At 73.0% G+C, this 15,001-nt stretch carries 11 protein-coding genes; 2 read left to right on the forward strand and 9 right to left on the reverse strand.

Going from position 1 to position 15,001, the window contains the following annotated elements:
* Positions 1 to 164: 164 nt before the first annotated feature.
* The 3 genes from J2S58_RS06425 to J2S58_RS06435 form a co-directional block, all read right to left on the reverse strand.
* Positions 165 to 1,034 (reverse strand): glycosyltransferase family 2 protein, encoded by an 870-nt coding sequence (locus tag J2S58_RS06425; protein WP_205258556.1) that lies wholly within the window; start codon positions 1,032 to 1,034, stop codon positions 165 to 167.
* Between the two features lie 38 nt (positions 1,035 to 1,072).
* On the reverse strand, positions 1,073 to 2,206 hold the full coding sequence (locus tag J2S58_RS06430; protein ID WP_205258555.1) for a glycosyltransferase: 1,134 nt from the start codon (positions 2,204 to 2,206) through the stop codon (positions 1,073 to 1,075).
* A gap of 174 nt (positions 2,207 to 2,380) precedes the next feature.
* A complete protein-coding gene (locus tag J2S58_RS06435; protein WP_205258541.1) occupies positions 2,381 to 3,484 on the reverse strand; it encodes a glycosyltransferase family 4 protein in 1,104 nt (367 codons plus the stop codon).
* A gap of 194 nt (positions 3,485 to 3,678) precedes the next feature.
* Here J2S58_RS06435 and J2S58_RS06440 point away from each other — a divergent pair, with 194 nt between their 5' ends.
* The gene (locus tag J2S58_RS06440) at positions 3,679 to 4,992 is read left to right on the forward strand and encodes an alpha/beta hydrolase (protein WP_205258540.1); all 1,314 of its coding nucleotides are present in this window, start codon (positions 3,679 to 3,681) and stop codon (positions 4,990 to 4,992) included.
* A 95-nt stretch (positions 4,993 to 5,087) separates the two neighbouring features.
* On the forward strand, positions 5,088 to 6,098 hold the full coding sequence (locus tag J2S58_RS06445; protein WP_205258539.1) for a glycosyltransferase family 2 protein: 1,011 nt from the start codon (positions 5,088 to 5,090) through the stop codon (positions 6,096 to 6,098).
* 82 nt (positions 6,099 to 6,180) lie between these two features.
* On the opposite strand, the gene J2S58_RS06450 is transcribed toward J2S58_RS06445, so the two are convergent.
* The 6 genes from J2S58_RS06450 to J2S58_RS06475 form a co-directional block, all read right to left on the reverse strand.
* Positions 6,181 to 7,305 (reverse strand): glycosyltransferase family 4 protein, encoded by a 1,125-nt coding sequence (locus J2S58_RS06450; protein ID WP_205258538.1) that lies wholly within the window; start codon positions 7,303 to 7,305, stop codon positions 6,181 to 6,183.
* Positions 7,302 to 9,806: a glycosyltransferase gene (locus tag J2S58_RS06455; RefSeq protein WP_205258537.1), complete on the reverse strand. Its 2,505-nt coding sequence runs from the start codon at positions 9,804 to 9,806 to the stop codon at positions 7,302 to 7,304. The genes J2S58_RS06450 and J2S58_RS06455 overlap by 4 nt, the downstream gene beginning before the upstream one ends.
* Positions 9,807 to 9,891: 85 nt before the next feature.
* On the reverse strand, positions 9,892 to 11,115 hold the full coding sequence (locus J2S58_RS06460; RefSeq protein ID WP_205258536.1) for an ABC transporter ATP-binding protein: 1,224 nt from the start codon (positions 11,113 to 11,115) through the stop codon (positions 9,892 to 9,894).
* Complete coding sequence (locus J2S58_RS06465; protein ID WP_205258535.1) at positions 11,112 to 12,374, reverse strand: methyltransferase domain-containing protein; 1,263 nt, start codon at positions 12,372 to 12,374, stop codon at positions 11,112 to 11,114. Before J2S58_RS06465 ends, J2S58_RS06460 begins: the two co-directional genes overlap by 4 nt.
* A 140-nt stretch (positions 12,375 to 12,514) precedes the next feature.
* Positions 12,515 to 14,089 carry a glycosyltransferase family 2 protein gene (locus tag J2S58_RS06470; RefSeq protein ID WP_205258534.1) on the reverse strand — a complete coding sequence of 525 codons (1,575 nt, stop codon included), beginning with the start codon at positions 14,087 to 14,089 and terminating at the stop codon, positions 12,515 to 12,517.
* A 58-nt stretch (positions 14,090 to 14,147) separates the two neighbouring features.
* Positions 14,148 to 14,981 carry an ABC transporter permease gene (locus J2S58_RS06475; RefSeq protein ID WP_205258533.1) on the reverse strand — a complete coding sequence of 278 codons (834 nt, stop codon included), beginning with the start codon at positions 14,979 to 14,981 and terminating at the stop codon, positions 14,148 to 14,150.
* Positions 14,982 to 15,001: the final 20 nt, after the last annotated feature.

The raw sequence follows: 15,001 nt of genomic DNA on the forward strand, positions 1-15,001 counted from the left end.
GATGCCGTGTCGCGTGGCGACGCCGGCCGTCGGGCCGGTTCCGTCACTGCTCGTGAGTGCCGACCGACCATACCGGCCACACCACGAGTGGACCTGCCGGCATCCACCCCCGCCGTCTCCGGGGCGGGCCGGACCGCACGGGGCGCCGCGGCGGCGCCGGCCGGTCAGTCCGCCCGACGGTCGGGCAGTGCGGCCCCGCCGGCCACCACCGCGGACCGGCTGGACAGGGCGGCCCGGGCCGCGAGTCCCACCCGCAGGGCGAGCCGGAGGGGGGCCTGCCACCACGCCGGATACCGCCCCGAGAGGTACCGGTAGGCCGATGCGTGGTGGGCGCGGGCCATCTCACCGCCGGCGCGGACGGTCGCGTGGCCACCGTGGTGCACCACCCGGGCCGAGGGGCAGTAGAGGTTGATCCAGCCCGCCTCGCCCAGCCGGCGACCGAGGTCGACGTCCTCGAAGTACATGAAGTACGCCGGGTCGAACCCGCGCACCTGCTCGAAGGCCGCCCGGCGGATCAGCAGGCAGGACCCGGACAACCATCCGGCCGGGCGCTGCGCGGGGGCGAGGGCGTCCTGCCGGTAGCGGCGCGTCCACGGGTTACCCGGCCACCACCACCCCGCCACCGCATGCCCGACCCCGTCGCCGATGGTCGGCAGCGAACGGGCCGACGGGTACACCACGCCGTCCTGGGTGGTGATCAACGGGCCGACCGCCCCGACCCGCGGATCGCCCTGGGCGGCGGCGATCATCTCGTCCAGGCTGCCCGGGCCGAGCACCACGTCGGGGTTGACCACGACCACCCACGGGGTCGACGGGTCGAGCGCCGCGACGCCGGCGTTCACCGCACGGCCGTAGCCGACGTTGCCGCCGGTCCGCACCAATCGGACCCCGGGCCGGGTCGCCGCGGCCTCGACACTGCCGTCGGTGGAACCGTTGTCGGCCAGGATCACCTCGACGCTGTGTCGCCCGGCGGCGGGCAGCGAGTCCAGCAGCGCGGTGAGGTGCTCCCCGGGCGAGTAGGTGACGACGACCATGCCGATCTCCGGCACCGCCGCTCCTGCGTCCGGCCCGGTCACCGCCCGGCCGCCCGACGGTAGGCGCGCACATGGGCCTGCGCACTGGCCGCCCAGGTGAAGGACGCGGCCCGCTCGATCGCCGCGGCGCCGAGCTCGGCCCGCCGCCGCGGGTCGTCCAGCAGTTCGGCCAGCGCGGCGGCGATGTCGCCCGCGCCGGTGCCGGTGTACGCCACGGCATCGCCGCCGACCTCGGGCAGGGACAGCCGGCGGGTGGTCAGCACCGCCGCACCGCAGGCCATCGCCTCGACGACCGGCAGCCCGAAACCCTCGCCCAGACTGGGGTAGGCAACCACCTGCGCGCCGCCGAGCAGACCGGGCAGCAGCTCCACGGGCAGGTGCCCGGTGCGCAGCACGCGGACGCCGGGGGGTACCGCGGCCATCGCCGGAGCCACCCCCGGGTCCCACCCGATGGACCCGGCCAGCACGAGGACGGGCGCGTCGGCCCGGCCGGCGGTGGCCCGGGTGAACGCGCGGATCAACGCGGGCACGTTCTTCCGCGGCTCCAGGGTGCCCAGGAACGCCACCCACGGACTGTCGCCCAGGTCGAGGTACCGCGCGAGTCCGCGCACCTGCTCCGGTGTGGGCACCCGGAAACGTTCGTGGTCCACGCCGTGCAGGGCGACGACCATCGCCTCGCGACGGGCGCCGGCCAGCCGGACGAGCTCGTTCGCGGTGGCCTCGCTGGGCACCACGCACACCGCGGCGCGGCGCAGCGAGACCCGGCTCCAGGCCCGGAAGAAGCGGCCCTTGACCCCCAGGTGCAGGTCACGGTCGGAGAAGAAGGTGGCGTCGTGCAGGGTCACCACCACCGGGACCGGCGAGGCCAGCGGCATCGTGTAGTGCGGGGAGTGCAGGACGTCCACGCCGAGCCGGCGGATCAACCGCGGCAGCGTGGTCTGCTCCCAGGCGAGCCGGGCGGGCCGGGCGTCGAGCTGCTCGGCGACCGGGACGACCCGGGAGGACGGGGCGAGTTCCCGGAGCACATCGGCGTCCCGGCGCTGGCAGACGATGGTGAGCGGCTGCCCCGCGGCGTCCAGAGCGGCGGCGAGCTGGTCGACGTACCGGCCCACCCCACCCCGCTCGGCGGGGATGGCGGTCGCGTCGAGCAGGACCCGCGGCTCGGCGCGCACATCCACCCCATCTCGCTGCTCGGGCCGGGAGACCGGCCGGCCGCGACTGCCGCGGCCCTGCGGATCCGGCGCGGGTGCGCCGGCCTGCCGGGAGACCCCGGCGATCCGGCGCTGAGCCTAACGGCCCGGGCCCCCGGGGACGGCGTGACGAGGCCGGGGGCGGCCGGGGTGCGCTCAGCCCAGGTGGACGGCCCAGAGCGCCTCCGCCGCGGCCGCCCAGGAGTAGCCGGCCGCCCGCTCGCGGCCCCGCGCGGCCATCGCCGCCTGCCGTTCGGGGTCGGCCAGCAGCGCCTCGATCGCGCCGGCGAGGGCGGCCGGATCCTCCCGCCGCACGATCACCGCCGCCCCGCCGGCCACCTCGACCAGGGCCGGGGCGTCGGAGCTGATCACCGGCACCCCCGCGGCGAACGCCTCCAGCACCGGCAGCCCGAAGCCCTCGCTGCGGGACGGCGCGACCAGGGCGGTCGCCCCGTCCAGCACCGCGGCCAGATCGGCGTCGTCGACCCGACCGAGGAGGTGCAGCGCCGCGGCGGGGACGCCGGCACGGGCCGCCTCGGCCCGCACGTCGACCCCGCCCCAGCCGGCCTGGCCGACCACCACGAGGGGGACGGCGGCACCCGCCGCCCCGGTGTCGAGCGCCCCGAGTGCGGCCAGCAGCACGTCCAGCCCCTTGCGCGGCTCCCGGGTGGCCACGGTGAGCAGATAACCGCCGGCGGGCAGGGCGAGCCGACGACGCCGGTCGGCCGCGTCGGGCGGCACGGGCAGCGCGCTCACCCCGTGCGGGATCACCACCAGCCGGTCCGCGGCCTGCGGGAAGATGCCGGCCAGGTCGTCGGCCACGGCCTCGGAGGGGACGACCAGGGCGCGGGCGTGCCGCACCGACCGGGCGATGATCTCCCGGTGCCAGCCCACCCCGCGCGGGGTGAGCGTCTCCGGGTGGGTCCACGGCACCGCGTCGTGCACCGTCACCACGAGCCCGGCCGACCGGGCCGGGGCCAGCGGGGTGCAGGCGTGCACCCGATCGCCCCGCACCCGCGGCGGCAGGCCGCGGCGCCACAGCTCGTGCAGCACGCGACGCCCCGCCGGCAGCCGGGCCGGGCCGGCCACCCCGGGCACCCGGGCCGGGGAGAGGTCGCGGTGCCAGGCCGTCACCGACCGCACGGTCCAGCCGGCCGGCGGCGCGGCGGCCAGGGCGGCGGTGATCTGGGCGGTGTACCGGCCGGTGCCGCCGGGGACGGCGGCCAGCATCTGCTCGGTGACGACGGTCAGGACGGGCATCCCCGCAGCAGACCACACGTCCGGTCGGCCCCGACCCGGCGGCCCGCTCCACCCGGCCGGCAGCCGGCCGCCGGGACCGTCCCGTGCCTGGTGGGCGACCCCGCCGGGCCGTCCGAGCCGGCCACCGGGGTTCAGGCCGCGCTCACGCTCCCTCGCCTACGATCTGCCGGACGCCCGCCCACGAGAGGATCACGATGCTCGACATCACCCTGCTGACAGGACCCCTGCCCTGGGTGCTGCTCGCTCTCGGGGCGGCCGGGCTCGTCTTCCTGTTCGCCCGGCGCCTGCGCTGGTGGCGCACCCGGATGGTGCCGATCGTCGTCGTCGGGGTCCTGGCCCTCGCGGCGTTCCTGGACTGGGTGATCGACGATGCCCTGCACCTGTTTCCGGAGCCGGTGCCGTTCATCGTCCCGGCGTACATCTCGGTGATCGTGGGCGCGCTGGCCCTGCTGATCGGCTGGCAGTTCGGCCGACCGCGCTGGTGGCAGCGGGTGCTCGCGCTGCTCTCGGCCCTGGTCGTCATCGCCGCCTCGGCGAACCTGATCAACCAGCACTTCCAGTACTACCCGACGCTGGGGGCGCTGTTCGAGGTCTCCGACAGCCCGGAGATCACCCTGCCGGTCATCACCACGACGTCCTCCTCGGCCACGACCGCGACGACGGCGCCCGCCGCCGGGCCGCTGATCGACAGCTTCACCCCGCCCGCCGACATGCCCAAGGAGGGCTCGATCTCGGCGGTCACGATCCCGGCCACCACGTCCGGCTGGACCGCCACCGACGGCTGGGTGTACCTGCCGCCCGCGTACCTGGTCGCGAACCGGCCCGCCCTGCCCGTGCTGGTGCTGGCCCCGGGGCAGCCAGGCGGCTCCAAGGACTTCATCATCGCCGGCCAGCTGCCGACGCTGATGGACCAGTACGCCCAGACGCACAAGGGACTGGCGCCCATCGTGGTGATGCCGAACTCCACCGGGGACCCGTCGATCAACCCGATCTGCGCGAACACCTCCCTGGGCAATCTGGACACCTACCTGTCGGTGGACGTCCCCGCCTGGATCGACGCCAATCTCGCCGTGGACAGGGACCGCAAGCACTGGGCCTTCGGTGGCTTCTCGTACGGCGGCACCTGCGCCATCCAGATGGCCACCAACCACCCGGACCTCTTCCCCACCTTCCTGGACATCTCCGGGCAGGTGGAGCCGACGATCGGCACCCGGGACCAGACGGTGGACCAGCTCTTCGGCGGCAACACGGCCGCGTTCACCGCGATCAACCCGATCGACCTGCTCAAGGCCAAGCAGTACCCGAACTCGGCCGGCCAGTTCTACGTCGGCGCGAACGACTCCACGTACGGGCCGGGTCAGCAGACGATGTTCCAGGCGGCGAAGGCGGCCGGGATGCAGGTCACCATCGAGGTGCTGCCGGGATACGGGCACGACTGGGGCGTACCCGTCGCGGCGATCCCCAAGGCCATGCCGTTCCTGGCCACCCGGATGGGGATCACCGGCTGATCCGTCGACCAGGAGCACCACCACCGGGTGTCGACCGGCGGTCACCGCCCGGCGCGGCACCCGGCCGGTGAGCGCCGGTGGGACATCATGCTGGGGTGCAATCCTCCTGGCCCGACGGCCCCCCGCTCGCCGAGGACGACACCCGGGGCGACCTGGTCACCGTGGTCGTGGTGACCTACCGGGGTCTGCATCTGCTGCCCGACTGCCTGGACTCGCTGGACCGGCAGACCGTCCCGCACCAGCTGCTGGTGGTGGACAACGCCTCCACGGACGGAAGCGCCGCGCTGCTGCGGCGGCGCCTGCGGCCCGACCAGGTGCTCACCCTGGCCACGAACACCGGGTTCGCCGGCGGGGTGGCGGCCGCGCTGCCCGCGGTGCACACCCGGTACGTCGCCCTGCTGAACGACGATGCCGCCGCCGACCCGGACTGGCTCGAGCTGCTGCTCGCCGCCGCCCGGGACGATCCGTCCGCCGCGGCCTGGACGTCGCTGATGGAGTCCGCCTCCGAACCGGGCTCGGTGAACAACCTCGGCGCCGGCGTGGACGGACGCTGGTACGGGGTGGACGTGGACGCCGGTCGGGACGTGTCCACCCTGGGGTCCGAGGTGCGGGACGTCTTCGGCTTCTGCGGCGGAGCGGCCCTGCTCCGGACGGCGGCGGTGCGGGCGGTGGGCGGATTCCCCGCCGGTTTCTTCCTCTACTACGAGGACCTGGACACCTCCTGGCGGCTGCGGCTGGCCGGGTGGTCGATCCGGGCGGTGCCCCGTTCCCGCGTCGTCCACCGGCACGGTGCCACCTCCGATCCGACCTCCGTGCTCTTCCACCTGCACAACGAACGCAACCGGCTGTGGACCCTGGCCCGCAACGCCCCCGGCCGGATCTTCCTCGCCGCCCTGCTGCGCTTCGGGCTCACCACGGCGTCGCTGGCCGCCCGCCGGGTACTGCGCCGCCCGGTGCCCCCGGCCGCCAACTTCCGGGTCGGACTGCGCTTGCGGGTGCTGGCGCAGGTACTGCGGTCGTCGCCGGCGCTCCTGCCGGCACCCGGACGCGCCCCCGCCTCGACCCGTCGGCGGATCGCCCGCGAGGCCCGCTCCGCGCGCTCCTGACCGGGCCGCCCCGCCGACCCCCGTCCCGCCGTCCCGGTACCAACCTCCCGGGAACGACGGCGGACACCGGCCGGTGGGTCGGTCAGCCCGCCGCCCGCCGGTAGGCCTCCGCCGTGGTCCGGGCGCACCGCTGCCAGGTGAACGCCGCGGCGAACGCCCGTCGGGCCCGGGCGGCGGCGGACGTCGGGTCGGCCGCGGGCAGGGCGGCCAGCACCGCCGCCAGCTCCGCCGCATCACCGACCGGGAAGCTCGCGGCGTGTCCCCCGGTCACCTCGAGCAGGGTGGGGATGTCGCTGATCACGACGGCGGTACCGGTGGCCAGCGCCTCCAGGGCGGGCAGCCCGAATCCCTCGTCCCGGGAGGGCAGGACCAGCGCCCGCGCTCCGGCCACCACCACCGGCAGGTCGTCCTGGGCGAGGTAGCCGAACACCACGACGCCGGGCTGCGGGGCCTGGCCGGCGCCCCAGCCGGCCGGTCCGACCAGGACCAGATCCGGTGCGGCCGAACCGATCTCGGCCCGGAGCAGGGCATGGGCGGCGAGCAGGGTGGCCAGGTCCTTGCGGGGTTCCCGGGTCCCGACGAAGAGCAGGTAGTCCTCGGGCAGGCCGAGGCGTCGGCGGGCGGCGGCGTCCGGCGGACGGGCCCGTGACCAGGCCGGGGTGACCCCGAGCGGGGTGACCACGATGTCCTTCACCAAGGGCCGGTAGGCCTCCAGCACCTGATCGGCGACGACCTGGCTGGGCGTGCAGACCACGGCCGCCCGGGCCAGGCTGCGGGGCACCAGATCGACCAGTGCCCTGCTCCCGGCGTCCACGGTGTCGGGCATCCGCAGGTAGGCGAGGTCGTGGACGGTGACCACGCCGGCCGCCCGACCGGTCGGCGGCAGCACGAAGTTGGTGGCGTGGAACACCCGGGCCACCGGGGCGAACCGCCGGACGGCGGGATGCTCCGCCCGGCTCCAGGCCGCCCGCAGCAGCCGCGCCGGCACCGGCAGGGCGCGGCTGCGCACCCCGGCGGGAACGGCAGCGGCGAGGGCGCCCGCGCCCCGGGCGGTGAAGGCGGTGACCGCCGGACGGATGTCGGGCTCGTCGACCAGCGCGACCAGCAGGTGCTCGGTGTAGCGGCCGATCCCCGTCCGCACCCCCAGCAGCGGGGTGCCGTCCAGCCAGACGGCCAGCTCGTCGTGCGCGCCGGCCGCCCGGCTCATCTGCTCGCCCGTCGGCGCCGCTCCCCCGCCATCCGCTGCACCCGACCGCGGGCCATCTCGACCAGGCGGGTCACCCCGCCCTCGGCCAGATGCCGCCGGGCCGTCTGCACGTCGCCGCGCACCCGTTCCCGCAGGACGCGCCGGGCACTGGCCTGGCGGACCGGCACCAGGCTCTCCCGGGCGACCCGGTCGGGCGCGGTACGGGCGGTGCGGCAGAACTCCAGCAGCGGCGCGAGGGTCCGATCCCAGGTGAAGTCCTGCGCCACGCGGCGGACGTTCTCCCGGGCCGCGTCGGCCATCTGCGTGTCGTAGAGCATCGACTCCAGGGCGACGGCCAGCGCGAGGGGATCGCTCTCCGCGACCGCGACACCCAGCCCCTCGGCACTGACCAGATCACCGAAACCGTCACCGCGGGTGGTGACGATCGGCAGGTTCGCCCACAGGTAGTCCAGGATCCGGGTGCGGAAGGAGAAGGTCGTCTCGATGTGCTCGAAGTGCGTGCTCACCCCGACGTCGGCGTCCATCAGGTAGTTCTGCCGGTCGTGGTAGGGCACCCATTCCTCGTTGAAGAAGACGTGCACCCCCGTCAGGCCCAGACTCGCGGACAGCTCCCGTGCCCGGACGGCCATCTGCATCTGCGGCACGGCCGGGTTCGGGTGCTGCATGCCCAGGAAGAACAGTCGGACGTCCGGGTGGTCCTGGGCGAGCAGGGCCACGGCGGAGATCAGGCTCAGCGGGTCGAACCAGTTGTAGATCCCGCCGCCCCAGATGACGACCTTGTCCTGCGCGCCGATACCGGGGACGACACCGCGCAGGGCGGGGGCCGTGCGACGCGGCTGCAGGGCGGGCAGTCCGAACGGCACCACGGCCAGCAGCCGGTTCAGGCTGGTGTCCGAGGCGTAGTTCAACGGGTTGACCCGGCCGAGACCGGCCAGCTGGCCGAGCCAGAAGTGCCGCTGCCGCTCGCTGGCGCACAGGAAGAAGTCGCCGCGCAGGATCTGTTCGTTCAGCACCTCGGTGGCCGACTCGACCTCGTGCGTCCAGTTGCTGGGGCCCAGCTCCCGGGCCTGCTCCAGCTGCTCGAGGTGCATGGGGTCGTACAGGTCGACCACGACGACCTTCTCGGTGTTGCGGATCGCCGGGTAGAGGGCCATCGCGTGGCCCTGGAAGATGATGATGTCCGTCCAGTCGACGTGGACGTCGACGGCGTGGGCGTCACGCGGGGAGACGGCGATGACGTCGAAGTCCCGGGGCGAGACCGAGGCACTGGCCAGCGTCAGCAGGCGCACCTCGTGCTCCCGGCTGAGGAACTCGGCCATGTTCCAGGACCGGATGGCCGGTCCGGCCATCGCCTTGGCGATCGGCTCGCCGGTGATGATGATGATGCGGCGCTTGCGCTCGCTCTCCTCGATCCCCAGCGCCCGGACGAGCTCGTCGTGCCCCTGCAGGTAGCGCGCGATCGGGTAGGCCGGCTCCAGCAGCTTGCCGAACAGCGGACGCAGCTCGCTGTCGGCGACCTGGCGGCGCTTCTGCAGATCCTCGCGGGTCCGCGTCATCGAGGTGATCTGCTCGACGAACTGGTCGATGGCGTAGATGCCGGCCAGCGTCTCCTTCGACACGGGCCGGTCGGGCTCGGTGTCCCCACCCGGGCGGCGCAGGTCCAGCTCGGTGGAGTCCAGATCGCCCCGGGCGACCGCCCGACGCACGGCGAGCAGCAGGGCGCCGGGGAAGAGCTTGGCCAGCGACGCGTCGTCCAGGTTCTTGTACATGGTGAACAGGGCGTTGCGCTCCAGGAGGTAGTTCTCCTTGAACTGCCCGAAGGACTTCATCGAGGCGTGGTGCTTGTGGAAGGCCAGCGACCGGGGCTGGTAGCGGACCTTCCAGCCCAGCAGGTTGATCCGCCAGCCGAGGTCGACGTCCTCGTAGAACATGAAGTAGCGCTCGTCGAAGCCCTCGATGTGCTCGAAGAGATCGGCCCGGACGAACATGGCCGCGCCCGTCCCGAACAGGACGTCCTTGGGCTGGGAGAAGCGTTCGTCGTCCGGGGACTCGCAGTGCGGCTTGTACCCCATCCCGAACCAGGTGACGGAGCCGTCGACGAAGTCGATGTTCTCCCCCTCCCAGTCCAGGACCTTGCTGGCCACCGCACCGATGGCCGGGTCCTCGTCGAAGGTGGCCACCGCGGCCCGGATCCACTGGTCGTCCGGGCGGGCGTCGTTGTTGAGGAAGGCGACGAACTCGCCGCGGGAGCGCCGGACGCCGAGGTTGCAGCCCCCGGCGAAGCCGAGGTTCTCCCCGGACTCGACGAGCTCGACGTCCGGATCGGCCGCCGCGATGCGCGCCGCCGAGTCGTCCCCGGAGTGGTTCTCGACCACCACGATCTCGAGCTTCTCGGCCGGCCAGTCGATCTGGCGGAGGGTGCGGATCGCGGTGATGGTGTCGTCGGCGCCCCGGAAGTTCACGAGGACGACCGAGACGAGGCCGGCGGTGCGGGGGGTCATGACGACGCCTTTCCGGGTGCGGGGACTGCAGCGGGATCGGACCGGGCGGGGGACGGACGGCCGGCGACCGCCCCGTCGGGCCCGCTCACCGCTGGGTGACGAGGTTCTGCCAGCGGCCGCCCAGGAAGACGACCCCACCGGACTCCCGCGGGGTGCCGGCGTCGATGACGTCGAACCGGGCGATGTTGCGGACGAAGTCGAACTGGTGGGTGGTGGTGGAGTCCACGATGCTCGCGGTGATGTCGAAGGTGCCCGGCTGCAGCATCAGGGCGGGGACGACCATGTCGATGCTGCCGGTGCCGTCGATGTGATCGGCGACGAACTCGCCGTCCCGACTGTGGAAGCCCCAGAGCCGGTAACCGTCCAGCACGTCGATGGCCAGGCCGAAGACGGGGTTGGGGATGCGTTCCCGGGCGTCGTAGTGCACCCGCACGGTGAACGGTTCCATGGCCCGGAAGGCGGACTGCGGGGTGCCCTCCCGGCCCAGGATCTCCACCCGGGTGATCACCGCCTCGCCGGTGCCGACGCGCTCGACGGTCTCCACGGCCCCCGAGGTGGTGGCCACCGACTCGACCCTGGACACGCTGGTCTTGTCGACGTAGTCGTCGACCGTCCGGCCGACCGGCCCCGACTCGACCAGGTGCCCGTGGTCGAGCCAGGCGGCCGCGTCGCACATGGACCGCATGGTGCCCATGGCGTGGCTGACCACGACGACCGTCTTGCCCGAGGCCCGGAACGCCGCGAACTTCTCCATGCACTTCTGCTGGAAGGCGGAGTCACCCACGGCCAGCACCTCGTCGACCAGCAGGATGTCCGGATCCACGTTGATGGCGATGGCGAACCCGAGCCGGACGTACATGCCCGAGGAGTAGTTCTTCACCGGTTGGTCGATGAACGCCTCGATGCCCGAGAAGTCGACGATCTCGTCGAACTTGCGCTCCAGGTCCTTGCGGCTCAGGCCGAGGATGGACCCGTTCAGGAAGACGTTCTCCCGCCCGGACAGCTCCGGGTGGAACCCGGACCCCAGCTCCAGCAGGGCGGCGAGCCGACCGTGCGTGGTGACCTGCCCGTGGTCGGGCTGCAGGATCTTGGCCACGCACTTGAGCAGGGTCGACTTGCCCGAGCCGTTCTCCCCGATCAGCCCGAAGGTGGTGCCCTCGGGGATCTCGAAGGAGACGTCGCGCAGCGCCCAGAACTCGTCGAAGGTGGCGCGCTTGCCGCGCATGAGCGCGGCCTTGAGCGACTGGTTGCGCTCCCGGTAGAGGCGGAACCGTTTGGAGACGCCGTCGACGACGACCGCGGAACTCATCGGGCTCCCCGGACGACCCGGCGCGCCACGCGGACGGGGGTGGTCGCCACCCGCCAGCCGGTGGGGCCGAGCAGCGATCGGGCCGCCGAGCGGACCCGACCCCCGCCCGGTCGGGGACCCGGGCCGCCCGACCGCAGACGGGCCTCCTGCAGCTCGGCGATGGTCTCGGCCAGCCGGCGGTGGGCGTTCTGGCTGTCGGCGATGGACTTGGCCAGCTCGCTGTGGGCGTAGGTCGCGTCCCGGCGGGCCTCGACCGCCGTGGCGACCGCCTGGCCGACGTCGTACCGCATGCGGCCGACCTGGGCCTCGCACCCGATGACGAAGTCGCGCTGGCCCAGGGCCTCCCGCCGCAGGGCGGTGATGGTCGCCCGGGCGCCGCCCAGGTCGGCCCGGACGGCGTCCAGCTCCCCGCGGACGGCGTCCAGCTCGCCGCGGACCGCGTCGACCTCCGCGCGGGCACCGGCCAGATGGGAGGTGGCCTCGGCCAGCTCGGTGTGCACGTCCCGGGGCGGGGCGGCGGGGGTGGTGGAGAGCTCGATCCGGGTCTCCTGGACGACGGTGGTGCCGTCGGCACCGTCCCCGCCCTCCGGCCGCAGGGCCGCGGAGACCACGAACTGGTAGGTGTCGGCGTCGCGCTGCTGACGGACCCAGTGCACCGCGTCGGCGGGCAGCTCGGCCGCGTCCACGGCGACCTCGGTGCCCAGCGCATCGGCGCTGGTCCCCCGGAGCCGGACGACCTGCAGCCCGACGTCGGTCAGCATCTCGACCAGGCTGCGGCGGGTGAAGAAGCGGATGTGGGTGCGGTCCAGCAGACCCGTCGGGGTGTACCGCCAGCGACCCTGCAGCAGGGCGAGCCGGACGGACCCGTGCGAGACGTTCGGGACCGAGATGACCACCGTGCCGCCGGGCCGCAGCAGCCGCAGGGAGGACCGCAGCACCGCCACCGGGTCGAGCAGGTGCTCCAGGACGTCGCCGAAGACCAGGACGTCGAACGAGGCCGGCGGGAACTGCTCGCCGAGCTCGACCTGGTTGAGATCGGCCACCACCAGCCGGTCCAGCACGGGGCGGGCCTTCTCGGCCTCCACCTCGTCGTACTCCACGCCGCTGACCGTGCACCCGCGTTCCACCAACGCACCGGCGAGGTAACCGCTGGCGCAGCCGACGTCGAGCACCGATCGCTCGCTGCCGATCAGGTCGAGCATGAGGGCGTGGCTGGTGTTCATCTCGGCTGGATCCACCGTCGCCTGGTACACGGACACTTCGGGCGTTCCTCTCGTCGTCATGCGATGGGGCTGACTGCGGTGTGGCTCGGTGCGGTACGGCTCGGTCGGCGGCCGGGCGGCATCGTCTCACGGGCACCGGCACACCCGGGGTCCTCGCGGCCCCGGCCGCCGGGATGTCAGCGGGTGAAGGCGGGGAGGTAGGGATCGACGTCCGGGGTCTCCCACCGGTGGATGACGAACTCGTGCTCCCAGGGCTGCACCGTCTTGTCCCTGGTCCGGGACTCGAAGTGGAACAGCCGCACCTCGGAGAGCCAGACCAGGCGGTAACCCCGGGACCGGATCTTGAACGAGAAGTCCACGTCGTTGAAGCTGCCGGGGAGTTCCTCGCAGAACCCGCCGACCTCCTCGTAGACCTCGCGGCGCAGGGCCACGCACGCCGCCGTCAATCCGGAACACTCCCGGTTGACCAGCAGTGCGCCGAAGTACCCCAGGTAGTCGTCGGGACCGCCCATGAAGACGTGCTCGTAGTGGTCCTTCAGGGCGATCAGGCCCGCGTGCTGCACGGTCGAGTCGGTGAACAGCAGGTGGGCGCCGGTCAGCCCGACACCGGGCTCGGCCAGCGGCGCCACCAGGTCGGCCAGCCAGTTCGCCGAGATGGCCTCGACGTCGTCGTTCAGCATGACCACGACGTCGCCGGTGGAGGCCAGGAACCCCAGGTTGCACTTCGCGCTGAAGTTGAACGGCCCGGAGAACGGCACGAGCACCAGGCGGTCCCCGGCGATCTCGGCCAGCTCGTCCAGCACGCTCTGCGGGGTGGGCAGGTCGTGGACGACGACGATCTCCACCCGGTCGACCCCGCCGCTCTCGACCACGGACCGCACGGCGTCCAGCACGTAGACGCGGCGCCGACCCCAGACCAGGCCGTCGGACCCGCGGGTGGGGATGACGACGCTGACCGTGGTGCTCGGGTCGTGGGTGCGGACCACCCGGTAGTAGCCGGGATGCGACCCGAACTCGGCCGTGCCGGCGATGCCGACCCGGTCCAGGTGGTCGGCGACGGCGCGGCGGCCGGCCTCCCAGGCGTACGGCTTGGCGTCGACGTCGCCGGCGGCCGACCCCGGGATCACCCGCCAGTGGTAGAGGATCTCCGGCACGTGCACCACCGAGCGGGCCAGCTCGGTCACCCGCAGCACCAGGTCGTGGTCCTGGCTGCCGTCGTACCCGGCCCGGAATCCCCCCACCTGCTCGACGAGCGAGGCCCGCAGCACCGACAGGTGACCGGTGTACATGTGCGCGCGGAGTCGCTCGGGAGACCAGTCGGGCTTGCGGAACTCGTCGTAGAACTCCCCCTCGGCGTCGAGCTTGTCCTCGTCGCTGTACAGGTAGTCCGCGGTCGGGTCCGCCGCGATGGCGTCCGCCATCACCTGCAGCGCGTCGGGGGTCAGCAGGTCGTCGTGGTCCACCAGCACCACGAACTCGCCGGTGGCGGCGGCGAGCCCGTCGTTGCTGGTGACCACGATCCGGCCGTTCTCGGGCCGCTCGATGACGGTGATCCGCCGGTCGCGGCGGGCGGCGTTCCGCAGCACGATGCGGACCTGCGGGTTCGGCGAGTTGTCGTCGACCAGGATCAGCTCCCAGTCGGCGAACTCCTGCTCGCGGACGGAGGCGATCATCTCGGCGAGGACGTCGACCGGCGGGTTGTAGACCGGGGTGACGACCGAGAACAGCGGGCGGCGGGGGGGACGGGTCATCGCGCTGCTCCCGGGGAGAGGGTGGGGACGGACAGCCGGTCGGATCGGGCCGGGCGCGTCACAGCTCCTCCGCGACCTTGCCCTGGAACCGGGAGAACACCCAGGCGCCCAGGGCGAGGGAGACCACGGCCGCACCCAGGCAGTAGGTCATGTCGCTCCAGTCCGGTACCCGGTTGTCGTAGATGAGGTTCCGGAAGACGGTGGCGAACCGCTCGGTCGGGTTGAGCCGGTACAGGAAGGTCAGCGGGAAGTCGTTCCCCTCCGCCCGCCAGGTCGCCTCCTTGGCCGCGATCAGGCTCACCGGGTAGACGATCGGGGTCAGGTAGAACCACACCTGCATGCCGATGCCGACGAACTGGGCGGTGTCGCGGAAGTAGACGTTGGCGATCGACAGCATGAGCCCGATGCCGAGGCCGAAGGCGGCCAGCAGCAGGACGAACACCGCGATGAGCGGGATGTAGAACCAAATCTGACTGCCGAAGATCACCGCCACCACGGCGAGCACCAGCAGCTCGAAACCGAAGGTGACCAGCGAGGCCAGCATGTTCGAGGCGACGAGGGTGTAGCGCGGGAAGTAGACCTTCTGCAGCAGGTTGGAGTTGCCCAGCAGGGCGTTCATCCCGCCGTTGACGGTGTTGCTGAAGAAGTTCCACGGCAGCAGCGCGCAGGCCAGCCACAGGGTGAAGTTGTCGATACCGCTGGGATCACCGACCGCCGGCTGCGCCCGGAGCACGAACCCGAACACCACGGTGTAAATGGCCAGCGAGGCGATCGGGTTGAGCAACGACCAGGCCTGCCCGAGAAAGCTCCGCTTGTACTTGCCGCGGACCTCCCGCATCGTCAGGTTGCCGAGGATCTCCCGGGAACCCCGCAGATCCGACAGGACACTCATCCTTGATTCCTCACGTCAGA

The organism is Nakamurella flavida (assembly GCF_030811475.1).
In the GTDB taxonomy this organism is placed as follows: domain Bacteria; phylum Actinomycetota; class Actinomycetes; order Mycobacteriales; family Nakamurellaceae; genus Nakamurella; species Nakamurella flavida.

Excerpts from the sequence above, each read along its gene's own strand:
- J2S58_RS06425 (WP_205258556.1), bottom strand. The coding sequence starts at position 1,034 with ATGGTCGTCGTCACCTACTCGCCCGGGGAGCACCTCACCGCGCTGCTG.
- J2S58_RS06435 (WP_205258541.1), bottom strand. The coding sequence starts at position 3,484 with ATGCCCGTCCTGACCGTCGTCACCGAGCAGATGCTGGCCGCCGTCCCC.
- J2S58_RS06440 (WP_205258540.1), top strand. The coding sequence starts at position 3,679 with ATGCTCGACATCACCCTGCTGACAGGACCCCTGCCCTGGGTGCTGCTC.
- J2S58_RS06450 (WP_205258538.1), bottom strand. The coding sequence starts at position 7,305 with ATGAGCCGGGCGGCCGGCGCGCACGACGAGCTGGCCGTCTGGCTGGAC.
- J2S58_RS06455 (WP_205258537.1), bottom strand. The coding sequence starts at position 9,806 with ATGACCCCCCGCACCGCCGGCCTCGTCTCGGTCGTCCTCGTGAACTTC.
- J2S58_RS06460 (WP_205258536.1), bottom strand. The coding sequence starts at position 11,115 with ATGAGTTCCGCGGTCGTCGTCGACGGCGTCTCCAAACGGTTCCGCCTC.
- J2S58_RS06470 (WP_205258534.1), bottom strand. The coding sequence starts at position 14,089 with ATGACCCGTCCCCCCCGCCGCCCGCTGTTCTCGGTCGTCACCCCGGTC.
- J2S58_RS06475 (WP_205258533.1), bottom strand. The coding sequence starts at position 14,981 with ATGAGTGTCCTGTCGGATCTGCGGGGTTCCCGGGAGATCCTCGGCAAC.